This is a genomic window from Psychrobacillus sp. AK 1817, from assembly GCF_008807035.1.
In the GTDB taxonomy this organism is placed as follows: Bacteria; Bacillota; Bacilli; order Bacillales_A; family Planococcaceae; genus Psychrobacillus; species Psychrobacillus faecigallinarum.
On the sequence record NZ_CP031739.1, the window covers coordinates 3,504,620 to 3,527,660 of the forward strand.

Genomic DNA, 23,041 nt, shown 5'->3' on the forward strand with positions numbered 1-23,041 from the left:
ACATTAGGTCTAAAATAACATGTTATCAAGAAAGGCAGGAAATGAAATGACGACTTTTAATGACACACTTTTACGTGCAGCGCGCGGGGAAAAAGTGGAACATACTCCTGTATGGTATATGAGACAAGCAGGCAGGTCCCAACCAGAGTACAGAAAAATTAAAGAGAAATACTCTTTAGAGCAAATTACTCACGAGCCAGAGCTTTGCGCGTATGTAACACGCCTACCAGTAGAAAACTATAACGTGGATGCAGCGATACTTTATAAAGATATTGTAACTCCGCTTGTAGGAATTGGAGTAGATGTAAAAATAAAATCAGGTGTTGGGCCGGTCATTTCAAATCCAATACGCTCAGTGCAAGACGTGGCGAATCTAGGCGAGTTCTCTCCAGAAGATCACGTACCATTTGTACTAGATACTATTAAATTATTGACTACTGAACAATTAAGTGTTCCTCTAATTGGTTTTGCTGGTGCTCCATTCACATTAGCGAGCTACATGATTGAGGGAGGACCTTCCAGAAGCTACAACAAAACGAAAGCATTTATGGTGTCTGAGCCACAAGCATGGTTTGCTTTAATGGACAAGCTTGCCGATATGATTGTTGTGTACATAAAAGCACAGGTTAAAGCGGGAGCTAAGGCTATTCAAATTTTTGATTCGTGGGTTGGTGCATTAAACGTAGCAGATTATCGTATTTTCATCAAACCGATTATGACACGTATCTTTTCAGAACTGCGTGAAACAGGCGTTCCTTTAATCACATTTGGTGTAGGAGCAAGCCACTTAGCAATGGAATGGCATGACCTACCTGTAGACGTGGTGGGAATCGACTGGCGTTTATCCATCGAAGAAGCCCGTGCAAAAGGACTAACTAAACCTTTAATGGGTAATTTAGATCCTTCTTATCTAATTGGGGAATGGGCGGAAATTGAAAAACGTGCAAAACTGATTATTGAACAAGGTGTGGCTCATCCAAGTCATATATTTAACCTTGGACACGGAGTATTCCCTGAAGTAGATCCTGATGTCTTAAAACGCTTAACTGCTCTTATCCATGATTATAGTAGAGAACTTATTTCAGCGAAATCTAATTAAAAAATTTAGAGGTGAGAATTATGAAGAAAACAATGGGACTATTAGTAATGGCATATGGAACACCATACGAGGAAGCGGATATTGAACGTTACTATACGCATATTCGTCATGGTCGCAAACCAAGTGAAGAACAATTAGATGATTTAACAGGTCGCTATAAAGCAATTGGAGGTATTTCTCCACTTGCAAAAATCACGGAAAACCAAGCAAAAGGTCTTTGCAACCGTTTAAATGAAGTACAAGATGAAATCGAATTTAAACTATATATAGGTTTAAAGCATATTGAGCCTTTCTTAGAAGACGCAGTTGCAGAAATGCATAAAGATGGAATTACAGAAGCAGTTTCCATCGTATTAGCTCCACATTTCTCTACGTTCTCTATTAAATCCTATAATGGACGTATTAAAGAAGAAGCAGAAAAACTTGGCAACCTAAAAATTACTTCAGTAGAAAGCTGGTATACAGAGCCTAAATTTATCCAGTATTGGAGCGATAAAGTAAGCGAGGCATTTGCAAAAATGTCAGAAGAGCAACGTGAAAAAGCTTGTTTAATCGTATCTGCTCACTCTCTACCTGAAAAAATTAAGACAATGGGAGATCCATACGAAGATCAACTAAAAGAAACTGCAGAACTAATCGCAGAGGCTGCTGGCGTGAAAAATTATGCAGTGGGCTGGCAAAGTGCAGGTCAAACACCAGAGCCATGGATTGGGCCAGATGTGCAAGACTTAACTCATGATTTATACAAGGAAAAGGGTTACACAACATTTGTTTATACTCCAGTAGGATTTGTTGCAGAACACTTAGAAGTTCTTTACGACAATGATTACGAATGTAAAGTAGTTTGTGATGAAATTGGTGCTAATTATGTGCGTCCTGCTATGCCGAACGACCAACCTCAATTTATTGATGCGATGGCAGATGTAGTACTTAAGCATTTAAAAGCTTAGTCGAAAAAACGATAAGTAAATAAAATGCTCTAAAAGTTGATAGCTTTTAGAGCATTTTTAATAAGTGGAGTAGAAGAAACTACATATAACGGTATACGATCACTGGGGTAAAAAGAACAGCTGCTGTAAATAATTATATTGCCAATCTAGGAGGATTATACGAATGAAAAAGACAATTATGGTGCTTGCGCTACTAGTAGCTTTCACGCTAGTCGGATGTGGAGAGAAGGAAGAAACTCATACAAGTACGAGCCATCAAGGAACATTGGATGAGGTTATTGTAGAAATTCAAACACCTGAGAAGTTACAGGTAGGTGAAGAGGTAGTTCTTTCTGCAAAAGTGACCCAAAGTAAGGAAGCCGTGAATGATGCAGACTCTGTGGAGTTTGAAGTTTGGGAATCAGGATTGCGTGAAGAAGGACATATGGTAGAAGGAATACTTACAGAAGATGGTGTTTATGAAGCGAATTTTACCTTTGATCATGACGGAGTTTATTATATGTTTGCTCATACAACAGCAAGAGGTCTTCACGTAATGCCAAAACAAGAGCTTACCGTTGGAAATCCAGATATGAGTAAAGTGTTACCAGATGATAGCGATAACTCGATGAATCATATGGAGCATAGTGATGGAAATCATTAAATAATACTTGCATAAATAAAAAATAGAGAGTATTATAATGACTAGTTGACCGAAATGGTTTTCTAGTCATTTTTTTAGTGAGGGGGGTAACCAAATGGACCGTAAACAGGAAATTTTACTAGCTGCCAATAAGTCCTTTTCTCTTTTCGGATATAAAGCTACTACAATGGAGCAGATTGCAAAGATTGCAAATGTAGGAAAAGGTACTATTTATAATTTTTTTGAAAATAAGGAAGTCTTATTTCAAGAAATTGTTCTCCGCATGATCGAAGAGATGAAGCAGGAGGCTCTTAATGTAATTATTGAAGAAGCACCTTTCCAACAAAATGCTCATGCTGCTCTAATGAAGATGCTTGAGTTCCGAGAAACTCATCAATTATACGCTAAAATAATTGACGAAGAAACACAATGGAAAACCCCAGCAGTAAAACAAGTAATTGGACAAGTCGAACAAGCTATTGTTTCGTTCATAGGCGAAAAGATTAATAAGTATGTACAAAAAGGTGAAATCCGACAAGTAAACGAAGAACTTGTAGCATATTTATTATTAAAGGCATACGTTGGATTTGTGAATGACTGGAATTTAACCCATGATAATTCTTTAACCGAAGAAGAGATAGCTAACTTCTTTCAAGACACAATTTTTCGCAGTCTCGCAATTTGAGACTCATTTTTTTAGCATAAAATGACCGAATGGACATATCGGTCATACAGTATTAGGAGGTATTTAAATGATAAAATCGGAATGGAAAAGTATTTTTAAAAACAAAAAGTTATTGATTTCAGTAATTGCTGTTTTATTTATTCCAGTGATGTACGCTGGAATGTTCTTGTGGGCATTCTGGGATCCGTATGCTAATCTAAGTGACCTGCCTGTAGCGGTCGTTAACTCAGATGAGGGAGCGGAATTCAACGGGACTGAGCTTTCCCTTGGTAAGGAACTAACAGATAAGCTCCGAGAAAGTGGTCAATTTAAATTTGTATCTGTGTCTGAAAAAGAGGCTGATGAAGGCCTATTAAACCAAGATTATTATTTATTAATCGAGATTCCAGATAACTTTTCTGCACATGCAACAACTTTGTTAGATGAGAAGCCAGAGAAAATGGTGATCACTTATAAAGCAAATGAAGGATATAATTTCTTATCTTCGCAAATAGGAGAAACAGCTATGGATCGAATCCGAGCTGAAGTAAATGAACAAGTATCGGCAACCTATGCAGAGCAATTATTTGATTCCATTACTAAGCTAGGGGATGGATTTGCAGAGGCATCTGATGGTGCTGGTCAACTAAAGGACGGGGTAGTAGAAGTTAATAATGGTGCCTCCAATTTAAAAGGTTATCTTGAACAATTAGCTAGTAGCACGATTGAGTTAAGAGACGGCACTAGTACGGTTGTAGAGGGTATCCAGTCGGCTGCTAATGGTTCTGTAGATTTAAACAAAGGTTTAGCAACGCTTGCTGATGGATCTTCCCAGTTAACGAATGGTGTTAGTCAAACAGCATCAGGGGCTACTGCTTTAAATAGTGGTATCCAAGACTATACTGCAGGTGTAGATAAATTAAATGAAAGTTATCAATTACTAAGTGAGAAAGAAAAAGGTCTACTTGATTCTTTAACTAAGCTACAAGCTAGTAGTTCTAAATTGAACGACAGTACAAATCAACTTGCTCAAGGTTCTGCTAATGTAACAGCTGGCATTCAAGCATTGTCTCAACAATTAGGCCAAATAACAGCTGCTTTACCACCAGAACAGTCTGCTGCAATTACAGAAACCTTGGCAAAACTAGAAGCTGGTAGTACTTCTGTTTCCTCTGGCTTAGAGCAATTGGCTGGTGGAACAAAAAATCTAACTAGTGGAACAGCTCAAATAGTTAGTGGAGCAGAACAATTGAGTGGAGGTTACTCACAAGCTCAACAAGGGGTTTCAAAATTAGCCTCATCTTCCACAGCTTTATTAGAAGGTTCAGCAAGTCTTGCTGGCGGTACTAAGACTTTAGAAGAAAAAATGAACGAATTTAACGCAGGTATCAATCAGGCATATTCTGGCTCATCAAGTCTAGTGAATGGCTTGAACGAATTAGCATCAGGTTCTTCTCAATTGAAAGAGGGAACAGGTACACTTGCTGAGAAGTCGGGAGAATTAGCGGATGGATCTACTAAACTAGTAGAAGGTACACAGTTATTAGCTGATGGAACTGACACTTTACAATCTAGTTTAAAAGAAGCGAGTGAACAAGCAGGAGAAGTAAATGCATCTGAATCTACTTATGAAATGGTAGCTTCTCCGGTAGATGTTGATGTTATAGGAGTCAATGAGGTACCTAACTATGGAACAGGATTCACACCTTATTTCTTATCACTTGGTTTATTTGTAGGTGCTTTGTTAATTTCTATCGTATTCCCATTTGTTCAGCCTGTTATTGCTCCTACAAGTGGGGCTAAATGGTTTACAAGTAAAGTAACAGTTCTTGGTGCAGTAGGGATTATTCAATCGTTGTTTGTAGTAGCAGTGGCACTATTTGTTTTAAAACTAGAAACTCAAAGTGTTGGATTATTCATCCTTTCTGCAGTTATTACAAGCTTCACATACTTAGCGCTAATACAGTTGTTAGTTTCTATACTAGGCGATCCAGGTCGATTTGTTGCAATCGTAATCTTGATTTTGCAGCTTACTACAAGTGCAGGTACATTCCCATTAGAACTAATACCAGCACCGTTACAATTCTTTAATAAATTGCTGCCAATGACTTATTCTGTTCAAAGCTTTAAAGCATCAATTTCTACAGGTGATTTAAGTCATTTCTGGCAAAATAACAGCTTCTTGCTTGGATTTATGGTAGTCTGCTTGGCGATAACATTTGGTTACTTTATGTTATTGTTTGCAAAACGCTATTCTAAACAACCAAAAGAAGCATAATATGAAAGCCCATCTCTGTAATGAAGATGGGCTTTTTCTTATTAATTGAATCAATTTCATAATTTCTATTTATGTGAAAAGATACGAACAATAATACCGCATAAGTCGTGTCCTGTCGTTCCACTCAACAGAGTGACAAATGTACATGTATTAATAGTATATGAAATTAACAAATATATGCTATGTTAAATGGAAAAGGTTTTTATCGTAAAATGGAACGGTGACACCTACACTATATTAGTTTCCGCTCTAATAGAATATTTAATAAAAATAAAAATAAGTTAGTGAGGAGCTCAAAATTATGATGAAAATAATACCTCCTAAGCCTTTTTTCTATAAAAGTGGGGACAAGGCAGTTTTACTATTGCATTCTTTTACAAGCAATACGAATGATATGAAAAAGTTAGGAAGGTATTTGCAAAAGAACAATTATTCTTGCTATGGACTATTGTACAGTGGGCATGGTTTAACAGCAGAAGAACTTCTGACATATAGACCATCAGATTGGTGGCAAGATGTGCTAAACGGCTACCAGGTATTAAAGGATGAAGGTTTTGAAAAGATTGCTGTGATTGGTCTCTCTCTTGGAGGTGTGTTTGCATTAAAAGTTAGTCAAGAGTTGGAGGTAAATGGTGTTGTGACAATGTCAGTTCCAATACATAGGGAAGCTAATTTTCTACAAAAGCGTGTCTTTCATTATGCAAAGAGATACAAACAACTAGAAGGAAAGAAAGAAGCCCAAATAAACTTAGAAATAAAACACCTTCAAAATATGTCTATCGATTCATTAGTTGAGTTCCAGCAGCTAATTGATATAACGATGGATAAATTATCACTTATAACGTCACCAATCAGTATTTTATATGGTGAATTGGATGAACTATTGTATAAAGAGAGTGCAGAGGTAATTTTTCAAAGCGTAGCGACGAACCAAAAAATAATGAAGGGATATCCGAACTCTAAACATTTAATGACATTAGGCGATGATATTAACGAAGTTAACAAAGATATTCTTACATTCTTAAATGATTTAACATGGTAGTTTTAATGAGCCTTCAACTTAACAGTAGCTTTCCTTCTAGATGGCGGGTGGAGTGCTTTATGTATTGTTTATTAAAAGAAGAATAGCTTAGAAGGGATATTTTATATGCATCCAGATAATATGAAGATAAAAAAGATTATAGAGTGCGATATTGACAATGAACTGACTGAAAATATTCAAGAGTTATTGACGGAGTGCTTTAAAGATATTTATCCAAATAATAGAATTTATTTTAAACAAGTGCCTCATTTTAGATTTTTAGTTTTTAATGAGGAGAAACACCTTCTGGCACAGGTAGGGTTAGATTACCGAGTGATGAATCTTAATGGAAAACGTATAAAAGTGCTAGGTATAATTGACTTATGTGTTTCACGAGAATACCGCTCCAAAGGAATTGCTTCGCTTTTACTTTTAGAAATTGATAAATACTGTGTAAAGAAAGATATTGATTTTTTACTTTTATTTGCCGACAACAAGACATTGTATTTAAATAATGGATACAAATCTGTTAAGAACAAATGTAAGTGGTTAAAAATCGATGACAGAAATCAAACTATTTTGGGTATAGGCTATGAAGAAAGAAGTGACTTGATGGTAAAGAATATTAGTACAAACGAATGGACAGAAGGAGACTTAGATTTTCTAGGATATCTCTATTAAATCTCGGTTCTACTTAAATTAAATTATTTTTATTACATATGAAAAGAGATTCGGATTTTGCGTCGCCTGTGCTAGGTTGTTATTGTACTAACCAGTAAAAAAACGATTGCAAATGTAATGAGCTTGGAAATATATTCCCAAGCTCATTAGTACTTTTAGAATTATGGTAATACTAAATTTTCAACAAGAAAGGAGAAATAGTAAAATGATTTTCGCTCTAGGCGAATGTGTTCAGAGGGAGAGCAATTAGCTAATCCATTATCCTAGCTCGGAGTCTTGTTTGTGAGTGCTAATTTGTCTCTCTTAATCCACATGAGTCATACTCAAGTATGAGTTGGTTTTTTATGAAGTCTTCAACTGTCAAACTTCTTGCTTTTCTCTCTTAAATTTCTCTACTAGCGGCATTACTTGTTCTGCGAAACGCTTCATTTCCGTATGTTGAGGGGAAAATTGGAGAATTAATAGGTTTACGCCTATTTCCTCAAAGGCAATAATTTTCTTGGCAAGTTGTTCAGGAGTTCCTATTAGGTCTGGTCGCAATCCTCGGTTAGATACAGAGTAATCCTTGAGCTGTACTTCAACGTTAAGATGAGACTTGCTAACAAAATCCTTGTAACCATCATAACCCGGAGATCCTTCTTTTACTTCTGTGATACGAGCAAGCTCCAGTTGTACTTCCTCCTCAGTATCTCGACAAATAACATAAGCAGACATTCCAAATGATTCTAAAGGTTTATCGCCAAGCTTTTGACGTCTTTGTTTCATGTCCTCAATCTTTTCAGCGACTTCCTCTACTGTGCCCCCATGCATTACATAGGAATCACACGTTTTAGCAATTGTTTGCTTTCCAGTTTCGCTTTCTCCCCCGGCATATAAGGGAATATGTTGTTTCGTTGGCTTGGGTGATAAATAAGTATTTTCGTACTGATAAAACTGGCCTCTATAGGTAAAAGGGTTTTCCTTCCATAACCCTTTTAAAACGGCTATAAATTCCTCAGTTCGGGCATAGCGTTCATCATGTGCCGTGAAAATTCCTCCATATTGCTTAGCTTCACCCTCCCACCATGCAGATACAACATTAAGTGAAAAACGTCCACCGCTTATCTGATCAATATTAGTGGCAGCTTTGGCTGTTAAAGCAGGATTATGAAAGCCAGGTCGGATGGCAGTCAAAATTTCTAGACGTTTAGTTACCGCTGCAATAGCTGCTGCAGTTGACCACGCATCTAAGGAAGGGGATTCAATCCCTTTGATATCATTTAGATTTAACTCAGCTATTAGTGTTAAGTCATAGCCTAAAAATTCCGCTTGTTGTGCTAAGTCTTTGACATATCCAAATGTTGCCGGCATTTCTTCATCTTGTACATTACGTAACCATCCACCGAATACAGGTAACCAAAAGCCATATCTCATTTAATATCCAACCCTTCTTTAAATATTGTTAATTCAGAAAATTGTTAATATCATTAATCCTAGCATATTGCTTGGTTATAAACAATAATTCATTTCACTAAAGCGTTAAAATGATTAATTAGTTTCATAGAACAAAGAACGCAAAAAAACCAGCTAGAAAGGGGAGTTTCTAGCTGGTAAATAAATAAAATTATAAGTTGTTGCATTTATCACAGTGGTTCCCATAGCATTCATGTTGCTCTTCAATTGGCTCGCCGCATGTAGCACATTTCTTTTTGGGCAGGTTACGGAAAAATTCTAATACGTTTTCTAACATATAAATTCCACCTCCATCTGTTATATAACTGTTTGAATTGAATTTATTGTAATATAACACAGAATGTTTTGTCAACAAATTCCCTTGAATTTTGTTAAAATAGGAATAAAGGAGTGATAATGATGTATTTTATTGATAATAAAGGAATTACAGATCCACGCATCAACCTGGCGATTGAAGAGTATGCCTTAAATACAATGGATGTAGAGAAGGATTCATTTCTTCTTTTTTACATAAATCAGCCATCGATCATCATTGGTAGAAACCAAAATACAATCGAAGAAATTAATACAGATTTTGTTGAACAAAACGGTATAATTCCAGTACGTCGACTTTCTGGAGGAGGAGCAGTTTACCACGATCTTGGAAATTTGAATTTTAGCTTCTTAACAAAGGATGATGGAGACAGCTTCCGTAACTTTAAAAAGTTCACACAACCCGTTGTAGATGCTCTAAAAAAGATGGGTGTAGACGCAGAACTTTCAGGTAGAAATGACATCTTAGCTGAGGGGAAAAAAATCTCCGGTAATGCTCAATTCTCCACCCGTGGTAGAATGTTCAGCCATGGAACATTAATGTTTGATACAGAGATTGATGCTGTTGTATCAGCACTAAAAGTAAAAAAAGAAAAAATTGAATCTAAAGGGATTAAATCAATTCGCAGCCGCGTTACAAATATTGTTGATTTATTAGATGAACCGATGACAGTAGAGGAGTTCCGTTTAGCAATACTTTCTTCTATTTTTGGCGGAGAGGACAAAGTTCAATACTGGGAATTAACAGAAGAGGACTGGGCTAATATCCATAAGCTATCTGAGGAAAGATATCAAAAATGGGAATGGAACTATGGTAAATCACCGAAGTTTAATATCCAGCATTCCCACCGATTCCCTACAGGCAGCGTAGACGTTCGTTTAGAAGTGAACAAGGGAGTTATAGAAGAGGTTAAATTCTTCGGCGACTTCTTTGGAGTAGGAGAAGTAGAAGAGGTAGAGGTTTTACTAGTAGGAAAAAATTACAGCAAAGAAGCAATTGAACAAGCATTAGAGTCTGTAGACGTACCTAAATATTTTGGTGGGATTACCAAGGAAGAGTTAGTTCATCTTATATATTGATTATGTAGCTTGAAAAATATCGATTAGTTTTAAGGGGAAAGCAGTCTATTTCTGACATGAAATAGACTGCTTTTTTTGGTACACTTTGAATCATCTCTGCAACAGTTCCGAGATTTCCCGCAACACTTTTCGTACCCGCAACACTTCGAACCATCACTGCAACACTTCACCCCTTTAGCGCAACACTTTGCACCCTCTCTGCAACAGTTCTGAGATTTCTCGCAACACTTCTCCTCTTTAGCGCAACACTTTGAGCTATCTCTGCAACAGTTCCGAGATTTCCCGCAACACTTCGAATCATCTCTGCAACAGTTCCTAGATTTCTCGCAACACTTTTCGTACCCGCAACACCTGACTAATTCTCAGCAACATTTCTCCCCGAATAACGATGCATCTATCGTAATGAAATTAACATATAAAAATATTTCATTTCTCTTAACAGGAGTTGCAGATACTCAGGGAGTGAAGGTAAGTGAGCTCAAATAAAAAATATACACTTGATCGAATTGAAGAAGGTATGTACGTTTTTTGGGAATCACCAGAGGAAATGAATCAACTGGTTCTGCCAACTACTACTTTTGATGTCACCGTAGATGAAGGAGATATTGTCTGTATCACCTTTGATGGCATCAAATATCACTTGGAAGTTTTCAAGGAAGAAACATTAGAAAAGCATAAAAAAGTAAGTGCTTTATTAGAGAAACTAAAAAATAAAAGTAATTAAACAAATCCCATTCCAATTTGGAATGGGATTTTGGATTTTACTTATTGTAAGAAGACTTTAGAGCTCTATGGTCATAACTTCAAAGAATTATTTACGATTTCTATACATTTCTGCAGGCGTTCTGTACGATTTTGTTCATCCACTATATGCAGGGTTATACCATAATCACGAAACAAAGCTTTTAAATAATCATTATCTCTTAATCTCATTTCTTCTTCCACAGGCAATCTCGTTCCATCCATTTCATAATCATTATGAGGCTCTAAGTATATATAAGTGTCAATTTGATTGACCTTATTTTTAATCATTTCCTCTAATACTGTGCTTTTTTCACCAAGTCCTTTCATCCGAAAAAATTGTGTATAAGTTTCCTCGGTATCGATGAATAGTACTTTATTGGAGGTTGGTATGGCTTGTTGAATAGCATGGCTATGTCCAAATGCAATTTGATGAAAATCCTCTGGCATATCAATATCGAAGCAACCGTTAATGTCATCGTAGAAAGCTCTACCATATTCTTCTACGAAGTTCGTAAGATAATGAGCAGCGAGCAGCTTGGTCATAGTGGATTTTCCGGTAGATTCTATTCCACATAAACAAATCCTTTTCACATACGATTCTCTCACAGCAGAAGGGAGCATATCCCAATATGAATAGACACCACTTGCTCTTATTTCTGTTGCTGAAATAGGAAACGGACTATTATTGCGGTCGAAAATAATATGCTGGCTAGCTGGAAAATACTTGTTAAAGTATGTGTCATATTCTGGTTCGCTGCTAAACACATAATCTAGCCTTCCTCCAAGCTTTTGAAGCAAACTATCATTGGCTTGCTTAACTAAAGGGTCTGTCATATGATCAGGTGAGCGTCGTTCATAGTGAGATAACACTCGAACATTGGGCAAATTCTTAGTAGCTTTTGTTACCCAGCGCTCTCTTAGTCGGGAAGATACCCATTTAAATTTACTATGTTGGCAAAGCTTTTGCTCATACCCTTCATCATAACCAACTACCACGAACAGCACATCTACCATAGATGCTGCCTTAATAATGCAGCTTAGATGGCCCATGTGAAAAGGGAGGAACTTGCCTCCGTAATAGCCAAACGTTAAATTTGGATCATACTCACTAATTTGAATGCCGTAATTCATAAGCTTCTCCTTGTATATTATGCTGTTGCTTGTGCATTTTCAGCCAGTTTACATACCCATAAATGGAGTTAACTAAAAATGCTGACCACATAACAAGCATAGCCCAGTCATTACCACCAGTTTGTAATAACACAATAACCCATAACACAATGGTCAATCCATTTACCATAATCCATAAAACCCATTGCTCAGCAAAGCGTTTAAGCATCAAAATCTGAGCGATAACAGATAACACGACTGCTGCTGAATCCAAACGTACCTGTTGTCCGCCAATAGCATTTAGTAGGTACGCATATGCGATGGAACCTACTACGGCAGTCCCAATTACATATATCCAACCTTTTTGGTCGAGCCTTTTAACAGATACATCCTCCCCAATCGTCTGAACCTTTGTTAAATTCTTCTTCCACAAATAGATTCCGATAAACTGTATTGGAAAATAGAACAGCGCATTTAGCATAGACTCCCCATACAATCCGTACGTATAAGCAATATAAGCATAGCTCGAAGTTTGAACAATACCAAAATAATAATTACTGATTTTCCCTTTTGCGACTAATACAACGCAAAGCATACCTGTAATAGAGCTTATAAATCCTAATAACGAGTCTTTGAAAGCGAAAAAAAGATAAATATTTACTAAAGTAAATACACCCAACCAAACTTTTTCAAACAAAGTCCAGTCCTTGAACATTCCCATCACGCTCTTCCTTTTTAAATTTATAGAACAATAAAACAATAATTTATTTTGGAAATAAATTCAATATGCATACTAAAATGAAAATATTTGGGAGCAATACTAAAGACATTTATAGCTTGTAAAAGAAGAATATTATTATTGTATGAAATATTAGAGTGTATAAAGAATAATAAAGGTATTTTTGATATGATAAAGACAGAAAGATATAGGAGGAGGATTCCTGTGGAAACACACCGCGTGCTAGTAGTTGAAGATGACAAAAAAATTGCAGCTCTACTAGCTGATACTTTAAGAAAATACCACTATGAAGTGCATACAATAGAAGACTTTGATCAAATTTTGGAGGAGTTTACTGCCTTTAACCCTCACATCGTATTGCTGGATATAAACTTGCCATCCTATGACGGCTATTACTGGTGTCGTCAATTAAGACAGCTGACTACTTGCCCAATTATTTTTGTTTCTGCGAGATCTGGCGAGATGGATCAAATATTCGCTCTTGAAAATGGCGGTGATGATTTTATCACCAAACCTTTTCATTACGAAATCGTCCTAGCAAAGATAAAAAGTCACTTAAGAAGAACCTATGGTGAATATGCAACAAAACAAGAGGAAAGAGTAGTTAAGACAGGTAAGCTACAGTTGTTTTTGGAGCGCATGGAGCTACATATTGGAAACGAAGAAATTCCTTTACAAAAGAAGGAATGTACGATATTAGATTTACTTATCAGAAATCATCCAAAGGTCGTAACACGGGAACAGCTTCTGGAGGAACTATGGGACGATCAATCATTTGTGGATGAAAATACGCTGAATGTGAATATGACACGTGTTCGAAAAAAGCTAGCGGATTATCATGTTATTTCTACGATTGAAACTGTACGAGGAGCAGGTTATCGCTTAAACCTAAGTTCGGAGGAATCATAAGATGTTTCGTTTATTTATAAGAGAGCATTCCATCTTTATTATATTTCAGTTTTTTCTTGTGCTATTTATTATGCTCCTCTACTGGTTGGACGGCTTTCGCAACATAGATACTGCAGTTTATTCCATTGTTATTAGTACAATCCTTACACTAACCTTTTTAGGGACCCTTTTTGTAAAAAGGATGTCTTTTTATAAAAAGATTCTCTCTGTTCCCAACAAAATTGAGGTTGTCCTACAAAAAGAAGCTCATTCACCTGAGGTAAAGCAGGTTGAAATCTATTTACAGCATATTTATCGCTTGTACCAAAAAGAGGTCCAGCTCCTTTACGCTACTCAAAATAGACATCTGCAATTTATGAACAGTTGGGTGCATCAAATGAAAACCCCAATTTCAGTATTAGAAATGATGAGCCAAAATGGAGAGCAGGTAGATTCAAAAAGTGTTCTAGAAGAGACCGACCGGTTGAAGCGTGGATTAGAAGCGGTTCTCATGAATGCCAGACTAGACACATTTGAAGAGGATATGCATATCGAACAGGTTAATTTGAAGGAAGTTGTGACAGAAGAGGTTTCTAAAAATAAACGATTATTTATTAGTCATCGTGTTTATCCTGTCATTGAAATGGACGAGAACTGTGTAATAGCGACAGATGCCAAATGGATTCGTTTCGTAGTGGCTCAATTTTTGACAAATGCCGTTAAATATACGATGAATGAAAATAAAAAAATATTTTTTGAAACAACTATTGAAGACGACAAAGTAATACTGTGTGTAAGGGATGAAGGAATTGGCATACCGGCTTCAGACATTAAACGAGTAACCAAGGCTTTTTTTACTGGAGAAAATGGACGAAAAAGTGGAGAATCTACCGGTATGGGATTATATCTTGCGCAAGAAATTTGTAATCGTTTAGGCCATAAAATGAAAATTAACTCTAACGTAGGTGAAGGGACGACTGTTTCTATCCTGTTTGAAAAGCTAGAATCAATAGAAAGGACTGAAATGGATGTCGATATTAGTACTTGATGATATAACAAAGGTTTATGAAGGGAAAGTGGCTCACCTCGCCATCAATCAGCTGAGCTTTGAAGTGGAAAAGGGAGAATTTCTTGCGGTAATGGGACCTTCAGGAAGCGGAAAAACCACACTACTCAATATAATATCCACCATTGATCGCCCTACTTCAGGTGACCTTCTTATTAATGGGTTAAATCCTTTAGAGCTTAACAAGGATGATTTATCTCTATTTAGAAGAAGACAGCTTGGCTTTGTATTTCAAAACTTTAATCTGCTCCCAGCGCTCACTGTGGAGGAAAATATGGTCTTGCCTTTAACATTGGATGGGCAGCCAGTGGAAAAAATGAAGGAGAAAGTAGAAAAAATTGCGGAATCACTAGACCTGATGAATATTCTGGAGAAGAGACCAGCCGAAATATCTGGTGGTCAAGCACAAAGAACTGCAATAGGTAGAGCTTTGATACATAGACCTTCTATTATTCTTGCTGATGAGCCTACAGGGAACTTAGATTCGAAAGCTGCACGAGACGTGTTAGAAGTATTGACACAGGTTAATAAACTGAGTGACACGACCATTATTATGGTGACACACGATCCAATAGCGGCAAGCTACTGTGATCGAGTGTTGTTTATCAAGGACGGAGAATACTTCAATGAGATATACAAGGATGATCGTAGACAAACGTTCTTCCAAAGAATATTGAATGTTCTTTCTCTGTTAGGTGGAAACGTGAATGACCTGAATTCATTACGAATCTAATTTAAATTCTTGGAAATAAAAAATAGGTGGAAATGTAAATGACTTTTCAACAATTTGCTTATCATAATGTCATAAGGAACAGCAGAGTATACGCGGCTTTTTTTCTAGCTAGTAGCTTCTCTGTCATGGTGTTCTTCGTCTATACGATGCTAATGTTTCATCCAAAGATAGAAGACCAGTTTTTACGTGATATAGCATTTGGTGGGATGCTTATTGCCGAGATTATATTAATCATTTTTACTTTGTTCTTTTTGTTTTATTCGATGAGCGCATTTATTCAGGCTAGGTCACATGAATTTGGCGTCCTATTGAATCTAGGAATGCAAAAGCAACAGCTGAATCGTATGATTTTCATAGAAACGATGCTGTTAGGGCTAATATCAGTCACAGTAGGAATATTTTTTGGATTCTCCTTTTCTAAATTCTTTTTTATGGTTATCCGTGAGCTTTTCTTGCTGGATAGTCTGCCTTTATATTTGTCGTGGAAACCATTTGCACTGACAATTATTGTTTTTGTCACGTTGTTTGTTGTAATATCCATCAGTAGTGTAGTGTTTATTCGAAAAAGAGACATTATACAGCTGCTCAGAGGCTATAGTAATGATGAGGGACCTACCTCTTATAAGAAGTGGCGAGCAGTTTTAGGCTTTGTGCTCATTTTAACTGCGTATGGTCTAGTGATTTACTCCGCATTTCAAATGCATATTGCACTTAGCTTTGTTATAGTGATTCTCGCATTTTGGGGGACCTATTACTTTTACACGGACAGCATATTATATTTGTTACAGGTTATTAGGAAAAAGAAAAAACTATACTGGCATCCCTTTCGATTAATCGCTTTTGCAGATGCATCCATTAAAATACGAGAGAACGCTAAAATGTTCTTTGTAGTAACAATCGTTTCCTGTATAGCCTTTCTTTCAGTGGGAATAGTAACTTCTTTTACTTCTTTCACGACACAGTTTAGAGAGCTGAATCCCGTAAGTATCTTCTATTCAAGCGATTGGGACAACCCCTTTGAACAGCAGCATGTGATGAAACTTACAGGGGAACTGCAACGAGAAGGACTTTCCTATGATTTAGTTAAGTTTCATTTGAAAATACAGACTTCTTCTAGCACTAGAGATCCTATAAACATTATTAAAGAGTCTGAAGTGAATAGTCTAGCACTCGCTCTCGAGATTCCATTTATTGATTTACAATCGGGGCAGGCCTTGCTAGTGCCGAATACGAAAGAGGATTTTGGTAGCGTGCAGGTCGAAAATGAACAGACAGTCCTTGAGGAAAGTAATATTCCTATTCGCATTCAAGGCATTTATACAAAGCTAATATTCCCATCATTGGCTATTAAGAATAGATCCATAATAGTTAGCGATGAGGATTATATGCTTATAACCGAACCACTTACGGGCTATGGGATAAAGGAATCATCGATGACTTTTTATGCTTTTCACGTTTCTGAATGGCTTCGGACCAAGGATATAGGTACGGATCTTGATCGAATTATGAATGAGACGGTAAATGCAACAGGAACGAATCCTAATCCATTTTATTATGTAAATCCAGGTTTAAACTATTCTATTATTCGTGCAACCTTCTCCTTGCTTCTTTTTACGGGACTGTTAGTAGCAGCAGTGCTCATCCTTGCGGCAGGTAGCTTTGTCTACTTTAAGCTCTATACAGACTTAGAAAGAGATAAAAAGCAATATGATGTACTGAGAAGAATGGGAGTAACAGATCAGGAATTGGTTAAAATCGTCAATAGACAGCTTATTCCGCAATTCTTCTTACCATGGGGATTGGCAATGATTCATAGCACCTTCTCTTTTTTATTTTTACAGGCATTCTGGGTAGAGCTAGCTGCCGTATCTATAGCTAAAGAAATGCTATTAGTGTTAATAGCCTTCACGATTATACAGCTCTCCTATTTTTACTTGATCAGATGGAGATATATCGCGCATATTCTAGAATAAAATTGAAGTGGGAGTAAGGGGGATTTCCTTGCTCCTCATTTGATTAGTTGGCATATTAGATATCGCTCAAATGGTGCAAACCTTCATTTTATATTGAATTGTCAAAACTTTTCTTATATAATTAATATTGGGGATTATGAATGACCATTCATTCAAAATAGATGGGAGTTGTAAAAATGAGTTTAGTGACACACGTTCAACAAAGGGCATTAAAAAATCCGGACAAAATTGCATATCATTTCATGGGGAAAGATACAACATACGCAGAGTTCAATCAGTCCGTAGAACGTTTTGCGGCAGCTTTGAAATCATTAGGGGTAGAAAAAGGAGACAATATTGGCTTCTTGCTCGGAAATTCACCCCATTTTTTAATATCTCTTTATGCTTCGATGCGTTTAGGGGCAACTGCAGTACCGATCAATCCAATTTACACACCAGATGAGATTAGCTACATCGTAAAAAACAGTGACGCTAAAGCTATTATTGCGTTAGATGCTTTTATACCGTTAGTAGAAAAGGCAGCTGGTGTTTTTTCATCCGTGGAGAATTATATAATATGTGAGACTGATCCAACTACAGCTGAGAAGCTAGCGGCTCTTCCCTCTCTATTAAAGCCAAAGGTGAAATCGTTTACATATTTGATATCTACTCCGGCTGAAGCAGTGCCTCTAGTGGATGTAGATTCGGATGATACAGCTATTATTTTATATACCTCTGGGACAACTGGTCATCCAAAAGGTGCCATGCTGACATTTGACAATATTTATTCGAATGCTCGTGACGTGGCTGAGTATTTAAACTTTAGCACGGACGATCGCATAGTTGCGACTCTTCCAGTGTTTCACGTTTTTGCACTGACAGTTGTTGTGAATGCGCCATTATTAATGGGAGCTACTATTTTATTAGTTCCTAGATTCAGTCCACAGGAAGTTTTCCAAATCATTAAAGAGCAGAAGGCAACTGTGTTTGCAGGTGTGCCAACGATGTTCAACTTCCTATATCAATTCCCAGAAGGAAAAGTGGAGGATTTCTCTACAATCCGTTTAGCCATTTCCGGAGGTTCTTCTTTACCGGTTGCTCTTTTACACAATTTTGAGGACAAATTTAAAGTTCGTATTTCGGAAGGGTATGGTTTATCCGAAGCATCTCCAGTTACTTGCTTTAACCCAATCGATCGTGACCGTAAGGCGGGCTCTATTGGTACTTCTATCGTTAATGTAGAAAACAAAGTGGTTAACGAATTAGGGGAAGAGGTACCGGTGGGAGAGGTTGGCGAACTGATTGTACGTGGACCAAATGTCATGAAGGGCTATTATAAGATGCCTGAGGAAACGGAAAATGCAATCCGAAACGGCTGGTTATATACTGGAGACCTAGCTCGTCAAGATGAGGAAGGGTATTTCTATATCGTAGACCGTAAAAAGGATATGATTATCGTAGGTGGCTACAATGTTTACCCTCGTGAGGTTGAGGAAGTGTTGTTTGCGCATCCGGGTATTGTGGAAGCAGCAGTCATTGGAGTTCCAGATCCTAACTTTGGTGAAGAGGTTCTTGCTTTCGTTGTGAAAAAGGATGAATCTTTAACTGAGGAGCAACTTCATGATTATTGTGCTGAAAAACTAGCAAAATACAAAATACCAAAGAGTATAGAATTTTTAGAGGAGCTTCCTAAAAATACGACAGGTAAAATATTGCGTCGTACTTTGAAGCCAACATCTAAAACTAAATAAGCTGCCAAAGTGCCTCCTAAATAGGAGGCATTTTTTGTTCAATGAAATGCTAGAGTACTAGACACATAGTAGAATGTACTCTTAGTTTTCTTTGATATAATGTTAGGAAATTAAAAAATGATTCATTTTTAAGGTGAAATAAAGGGTATTGATTTCGAATGTCGAAATAAATGGAAATACAGAAATGAAAGAGAGGAATAATGAATGAATAAAAGAAAGCTAGAAGCAAAGGATTTATTCAAGCTACAGTCCATCACTAATCCTGTAATTTCTCCATCTAACAAGGAAGCAGTGTTTATCCGTACGGAGATGAGTGAGAAGGATAACAAATATTATGCATATTTGTATCATGTTAATTTAGAAACAGATGAGGTGACCCAGTGGACACACCAAAAGGAAAATATTTCGTCCCCTAGATGGTCCAACGATGGAAAATACATAGCCTTTTTGTCTAACCGAGAAGATAAAAATCAACTGTTTTTATTATCAACCAAAGGTGGAGAATCAAAAAAGCTAACTAATCTAGAAAAAGGAGTTACTAGTTTTAATTGGTCCCCTTGTGGCAAGAAAATATGGTTTGTTGCACCTTTAAAAGAGGGAGCGAACTGGGATGATGAGCCTAAAAAAGAAGAAAACAAGAAACCAGAAGCATACGTAGTAGATAAAATGAAATATCATGCAGACGGTGTTGGATTATTACCTCAGGACGTATATAGACAAATTGGAAGAATCGATCTTGAAACAGAAGAAATCGAACAGTTTACAAAAGGTAATCATCAACATAGCCTTCAGGCAGTCTCTTATGATGGCAAAAAATTAGTCATTGGAGTTAATAGAGAGGAAAATCAAGACTTTTCATTTAAGCAACCGATTTATTTGGTTGACACGGAAACAAAAGAAGAGAGCTTATTAGTGGATGAGGATGGATATTTCGGCGGAGCTTCTTTTTCCTATGACAATCAGTATATTGCTTTTGTTGGAGCGAATAGAACTTTTCAAAATGCTACCCATGCGGAAGTGTATGTATATAATACTCAAACTGGTTTAAAAGAAATACTAACAGAAGGTATTGATGCGCCTGTCGGTGATTATGCTGGAGGTGATTTACAACAAGGTTCCAGTGCACCGAATGTTGTGTGGACAAAGGATAACCATTTATATTTCCAGCTTTCTTCTATGGGAGATGTGCGGCTCTATTTTGCTTCTTTAGAGGGTGAACTATATCCAGCAACACCTGAAAATGAGCATGTATACGGCTACGATATTGCAAATGATGGCACTTTTGCGCTTGGTACAATTAGCAATTCAGTATTTCCCGGGGAATTATTTAGGCTTAATTTGACGACTGGTGAAAGAAAAGCACTTACTTCATTCAATGAAAAGCTTTTAGAGGAAGTAGAGCTTGTCGAACCGGAAGCGATTGTTTATAAAGGAGCGAAAGAATGGGATGTCCATGGCTGGCTTATTAAACCAGCAGGCTATGTAGAAGGGAAAAAATATCCGCTTGTTGTAGAGATTCATGGTGGTCCACATACGTTGTACGCAAATACATTTTTTCACGAACTGCAGCTACTGGCGGCCAAGGGATATGGTGTTTTATATGTAAATCCGAGAGGAAGCCATTCATATAGTCAAGAATTTGTAGATGCCGTAAGAGGTGACTATGGTGGAGGGGACTATGAGGACATTATGGCAGGTGTTGACTATGTATTGTCTGAATACGATTGGATTGATAAGGAACGATTAGGGGTGACTGGAGGAAGCTATGGTGGTTTCATGACTAACTGGATTGTCGGACATACGAATCGCTTTAAAGCAGCCGTGACCCAGCGTTCTATCTCCAATTGGATTAGTTTTTATGGAGTTTCCGATATAGGATATTACTTCACACCTTGGCAAATTGGTGCGGACATGACAGATATTGATAAGCTATGGGATGCATCTCCTTTAAAGTATGCTGTGAATGTCGAAACTCCTTTGCTTATTTTACACAGCGAAAATGATTATCGTTGTCCAATCGAGCAGGGGCAACAGCTCTATATCACTTTAAAGGGAATGGGGAAAGAAACAAGCTTTGTCCGTTTTCCTCAAGCAGATCATAATTTGTCGCGTGTTGGACTACCAAACCTTCGTCAAACAAGACTCGAACAAATTACTGGCTGGTTTGAAAAATATATCTAGAAGTAAGAAAAAGAGGCTGGGACGTAAGTAGATTCAGCAAGGTAAAAATGCTGTGAGTAGATTGATACTTTATTCTGAATGAATTTCGTTATGGTAAATATTAATTTAACTAAAGATGTCCTCTTTCACTTGATATCGAAGAAATTTTAGTTGTTCGGAGCGAAGGTGCGACTCCTAGGGGATAAGCGCGTGGGAGACTCAACATGTACCCACAGGATAGCGTCTGCGGTTGCGGAGAACAGCGAAAAGAGTCCCGGAAATTTACTATTAGTAAATTTCCGGGACTCTTGAATTTATAAGGTGGGTTTTGTCCCGGCCTCTTTTTTACCGTTGATTTGACTTTTTATGAAAACCATTTTTGTAATAACTAAAAACTAAGCCGATGATCCAAATCGGTCCAACTATTACAGCAACTCTAGTGTCAGGAAAATATGCCATAAGACCAAGCACTAATATTAAAAAGGCTAGCACAATGTACGAACCATATGGATAAAATAATGCCTTATAGGAAAGCCTTGAGACTTCACCCTTAGTTAAGGATTTGCGGAATTTTAATTGGGATAATAATATAATTCCCCACGTCCAAACAGCTCCAAAGGTGGATATGCTCGTTACCCAAATAAATACCTTTTCCGGTACTAAATAATTTAATAATACGCCTACTAATAACAGCGTAGCTGAAAAAATAATCGCTTTAGAAGGAACGCCCGTGCCACTGATTCTTTTAAAGGATGCAGGAGCTTGCTTTTGCTCTGCCAGATTAAAGAGCATTCTTCCTGTGCTAAAAATTCCACTGTTACAGCTTGATAAAGCAGCAGTCAATACGACAAAATTAATAATACCCGCTGCAGGTCCAATACCGATTTGTTCAAACATTAAAACAAACGGACTGCCATTATTTCCAACTTCGTTCCAAGGATAAATCGACATAATGACGAACAATGCTCCAACATAGAACAATAAAATACGCCAGAATACTGTATTGATAGCATTAGGAATAACTTTTTTAGGATTTTTTGCTTCTCCTGCAGTTACCCCAATCATCTCTACGCCTAAATAAGCGAACATGACCATCTGAAGGGACATGAAAATGCCGGAAATCCCATTCGGTGCAAAGCCACCGTTTGTCCATAGATTGCTAATACCTACGGCTACACCGCCATTCCCGATTCCAAAAATAATAACTCCAAGTCCGACGAAGATCATAGCAAGGATTGCTATGATTTTAATAAGCGCAAACCAAAACTCGAATTCTCCATATGCTTTAACCGCTATCAAATTAACTAATGTCATGATAACTAAAGCTGCTAATGCCCAAATCCATGATGGGGTATCTGGAAACCACATTTTCATGTATACACCAACCGCTGTAATTTCGGCCATACAGGTAACTACCCATAAAAACCAATAATTCCATCCGGTTATATATCCTGCTAGTGGACCTAAATAATCCTTTGCGTATCTGCTAAAAGATCCCGATACTGGGTTATGTACTGCCATCTCCCCAAGGGCACGCATGATGATGAAAATAGCTAGACCGCCAATAATATAGGAGATTAGGATGGCTGGGCCAGCTAATTGAATGGCTGTTGCGGAGCCTAAAAATAACCCCACACCTATTGCAGCACCTAATGACATTAAGGTGATATGCCGTTGTTCTAAGCCTCGTTGTAATTGCTGATTTCCACCCAAGAGAGTAGCACTCCTTTTACATATGT

20 protein-coding genes are annotated in these 23,041 nt (G+C 37.3%); 15 read left to right on the top strand and 5 right to left on the bottom strand.

Annotated features, from left to right (window positions below; genetic code table 11):
• Positions 1–46 precede the first annotated feature (46 nt).
• The 7 genes from hemE to D0S48_RS17560 all read left to right on the top strand — a co-directional run bounded on the left by hemE (position 47) and on the right by D0S48_RS17560 (position 7,315).
• Positions 47–1,099, top strand: coding sequence for a uroporphyrinogen decarboxylase (gene hemE, locus D0S48_RS17530; RefSeq protein ID WP_151113875.1), 1,053 nt, complete (start codon positions 47–49; stop codon positions 1,097–1,099).
• Between the two features lie 17 nt (positions 1,100–1,116).
• Complete coding sequence (gene hemH / locus D0S48_RS17535; RefSeq protein ID WP_144539186.1) at positions 1,117–2,049, top strand: ferrochelatase; 933 nt, start codon at positions 1,117–1,119, stop codon at positions 2,047–2,049.
• 163 nt (positions 2,050–2,212) lie between these two features.
• Positions 2,213–2,692, top strand: a complete 480-nt coding sequence (locus tag D0S48_RS17540) for a FixH family protein (RefSeq protein ID WP_144539142.1) — start codon at positions 2,213–2,215, stop codon at positions 2,690–2,692.
• Between the two features lie 94 nt (positions 2,693–2,786).
• The gene (locus D0S48_RS17545; RefSeq protein ID WP_151113030.1) at positions 2,787–3,356 is read left to right on the top strand and encodes a TetR/AcrR family transcriptional regulator; all 570 of its coding nucleotides are present in this window, start codon (positions 2,787–2,789) and stop codon (positions 3,354–3,356) included.
• 67 nt (positions 3,357–3,423) lie between these two features.
• A complete protein-coding gene (locus D0S48_RS17550) occupies positions 3,424–5,613 on the top strand; it encodes a YhgE/Pip domain-containing protein (RefSeq protein WP_151113032.1) in 2,190 nt (729 codons plus the stop codon).
• Between the two features lie 301 nt (positions 5,614–5,914).
• Positions 5,915–6,655 carry an alpha/beta hydrolase gene (locus tag D0S48_RS17555; RefSeq protein ID WP_225216120.1) on the top strand — a complete coding sequence of 247 codons (741 nt, stop codon included), beginning with the start codon at positions 5,915–5,917 and terminating at the stop codon, positions 6,653–6,655.
• A gap of 105 nt (positions 6,656–6,760) precedes the next feature.
• Complete coding sequence (locus tag D0S48_RS17560) at positions 6,761–7,315, top strand: GNAT family N-acetyltransferase (protein WP_225321642.1); 555 nt, start codon at positions 6,761–6,763, stop codon at positions 7,313–7,315.
• Positions 7,316–7,675: 360 nt separating this feature from the next.
• On the opposite strand, the gene D0S48_RS17565 is transcribed toward D0S48_RS17560, so the two are convergent.
• Together D0S48_RS17565 and yhfH are read right to left on the bottom strand one after the other, a co-directional pair.
• Positions 7,676–8,728, bottom strand: a complete 1,053-nt coding sequence (locus D0S48_RS17565; protein WP_151113036.1) for an LLM class flavin-dependent oxidoreductase — start codon at positions 8,726–8,728, stop codon at positions 7,676–7,678.
• 190 nt (positions 8,729–8,918) lie between these two features.
• Positions 8,919–9,044, bottom strand: coding sequence for a protein YhfH (gene yhfH, locus D0S48_RS17570; RefSeq protein WP_144539133.1), 126 nt, complete (start codon positions 9,042–9,044; stop codon positions 8,919–8,921).
• Positions 9,045–9,166: 122 nt separating this feature from the next.
• Between yhfH and D0S48_RS17575 the strand changes: the two genes are divergently transcribed.
• Entirely contained in the window at positions 9,167–10,159 is a 993-nt protein-coding gene (locus D0S48_RS17575; RefSeq protein ID WP_144539131.1) for a lipoate--protein ligase, read from the top strand.
• 472 nt (positions 10,160–10,631) lie between these two features.
• The gene (locus D0S48_RS17580) at positions 10,632–10,883 is read left to right on the top strand and encodes a DUF3006 family protein (RefSeq protein WP_151113038.1); all 252 of its coding nucleotides are present in this window, start codon (positions 10,632–10,634) and stop codon (positions 10,881–10,883) included.
• A gap of 71 nt (positions 10,884–10,954) precedes the next feature.
• On the opposite strand, the gene nadR is transcribed toward D0S48_RS17580, so the two are convergent.
• A complete protein-coding gene (gene nadR / locus D0S48_RS17585) occupies positions 10,955–12,034 on the bottom strand; it encodes a multifunctional transcriptional regulator/nicotinamide-nucleotide adenylyltransferase/ribosylnicotinamide kinase NadR (protein ID WP_151113040.1) in 1,080 nt (359 codons plus the stop codon).
• Complete coding sequence (gene pnuC, locus D0S48_RS17590) at positions 12,012–12,734, bottom strand: nicotinamide riboside transporter PnuC (protein ID WP_144539126.1); 723 nt, start codon at positions 12,732–12,734, stop codon at positions 12,012–12,014. Before pnuC ends, nadR begins: the two co-directional genes overlap by 23 nt.
• 222 nt (positions 12,735–12,956) lie before the next feature.
• Here pnuC and D0S48_RS17595 point away from each other — a divergent pair, with 222 nt between their 5' ends.
• The 6 genes from D0S48_RS17595 (at position 12,957) to D0S48_RS17620 (ending at position 21,323) form a co-directional block, all read left to right on the top strand.
• A complete protein-coding gene (locus tag D0S48_RS17595; protein WP_144539124.1) occupies positions 12,957–13,661 on the top strand; it encodes a response regulator transcription factor in 705 nt (234 codons plus the stop codon).
• A gap of 1 nt (position 13,662) precedes the next feature.
• Entirely contained in the window at positions 13,663–14,688 is a 1,026-nt protein-coding gene (locus D0S48_RS17600; protein WP_144539122.1) for a sensor histidine kinase, read from the top strand.
• Positions 14,669–15,439: an ABC transporter ATP-binding protein gene (locus D0S48_RS17605; protein ID WP_144539120.1), complete on the top strand. Its 771-nt coding sequence runs from the start codon at positions 14,669–14,671 to the stop codon at positions 15,437–15,439. The genes D0S48_RS17600 and D0S48_RS17605 overlap by 20 nt, the downstream gene beginning before the upstream one ends.
• A 38-nt stretch (positions 15,440–15,477) precedes the next feature.
• Positions 15,478–17,412, top strand: a complete 1,935-nt coding sequence (locus D0S48_RS17610) for an FtsX-like permease family protein (RefSeq protein WP_144539118.1) — start codon at positions 15,478–15,480, stop codon at positions 17,410–17,412.
• Between the two features lie 176 nt (positions 17,413–17,588).
• Positions 17,589–19,142 (top strand): fatty acid--CoA ligase family protein, encoded by a 1,554-nt coding sequence (locus D0S48_RS17615; RefSeq protein WP_151113042.1) that lies wholly within the window; start codon positions 17,589–17,591, stop codon positions 19,140–19,142.
• Between the two features lie 204 nt (positions 19,143–19,346).
• Entirely contained in the window at positions 19,347–21,323 is a 1,977-nt protein-coding gene (locus D0S48_RS17620) for a S9 family peptidase (RefSeq protein WP_151113044.1), read from the top strand.
• A 324-nt stretch (positions 21,324–21,647) separates the two neighbouring features.
• Here D0S48_RS17620 and D0S48_RS17625 read toward each other — a convergent pair whose 3' ends face one another.
• Positions 21,648–23,015: an amino acid permease gene (locus D0S48_RS17625; protein ID WP_144539114.1), complete on the bottom strand. Its 1,368-nt coding sequence runs from the start codon at positions 23,013–23,015 to the stop codon at positions 21,648–21,650.
• Positions 23,016–23,041: the final 26 nt, after the last annotated feature.

What these genes read in the sequence shown, in the direction of transcription:
- hemE (WP_151113875.1), top strand. Translation starts at nt 47, where the DNA reads ATGACGACTTTTAATGACACACTTTTACGTGCAGCGCGCGGGGAAAAA.
- D0S48_RS17540 (WP_144539142.1), top strand. Translation starts at nt 2,213, where the DNA reads ATGAAAAAGACAATTATGGTGCTTGCGCTACTAGTAGCTTTCACGCTA.
- D0S48_RS17545 (WP_151113030.1), top strand. Translation starts at nt 2,787, where the DNA reads ATGGACCGTAAACAGGAAATTTTACTAGCTGCCAATAAGTCCTTTTCT.
- D0S48_RS17550 (WP_151113032.1), top strand. Translation starts at nt 3,424, where the DNA reads ATGATAAAATCGGAATGGAAAAGTATTTTTAAAAACAAAAAGTTATTG.
- D0S48_RS17555 (WP_225216120.1), top strand. Translation starts at nt 5,915, where the DNA reads ATGATGAAAATAATACCTCCTAAGCCTTTTTTCTATAAAAGTGGGGAC.
- D0S48_RS17560 (WP_225321642.1), top strand. Translation starts at nt 6,761, where the DNA reads ATGCATCCAGATAATATGAAGATAAAAAAGATTATAGAGTGCGATATT.
- D0S48_RS17565 (WP_151113036.1), bottom strand. Translation starts at nt 8,728, where the DNA reads ATGAGATATGGCTTTTGGTTACCTGTATTCGGTGGATGGTTACGTAAT.
- yhfH (WP_144539133.1), bottom strand. Translation starts at nt 9,044, where the DNA reads ATGTTAGAAAACGTATTAGAATTTTTCCGTAACCTGCCCAAAAAGAAA.
- D0S48_RS17575 (WP_144539131.1), top strand. Translation starts at nt 9,167, where the DNA reads ATGTATTTTATTGATAATAAAGGAATTACAGATCCACGCATCAACCTG.
- nadR (WP_151113040.1), bottom strand. Translation starts at nt 12,034, where the DNA reads ATGAATTACGGCATTCAAATTAGTGAGTATGATCCAAATTTAACGTTT.
- pnuC (WP_144539126.1), bottom strand. Translation starts at nt 12,734, where the DNA reads ATGGGAATGTTCAAGGACTGGACTTTGTTTGAAAAAGTTTGGTTGGGT.
- D0S48_RS17600 (WP_144539122.1), top strand. Translation starts at nt 13,663, where the DNA reads ATGTTTCGTTTATTTATAAGAGAGCATTCCATCTTTATTATATTTCAG.
- D0S48_RS17605 (WP_144539120.1), top strand. Translation starts at nt 14,669, where the DNA reads ATGTCGATATTAGTACTTGATGATATAACAAAGGTTTATGAAGGGAAA.
- D0S48_RS17610 (WP_144539118.1), top strand. Translation starts at nt 15,478, where the DNA reads ATGACTTTTCAACAATTTGCTTATCATAATGTCATAAGGAACAGCAGA.
- D0S48_RS17615 (WP_151113042.1), top strand. Translation starts at nt 17,589, where the DNA reads ATGAGTTTAGTGACACACGTTCAACAAAGGGCATTAAAAAATCCGGAC.
- D0S48_RS17620 (WP_151113044.1), top strand. Translation starts at nt 19,347, where the DNA reads ATGAATAAAAGAAAGCTAGAAGCAAAGGATTTATTCAAGCTACAGTCC.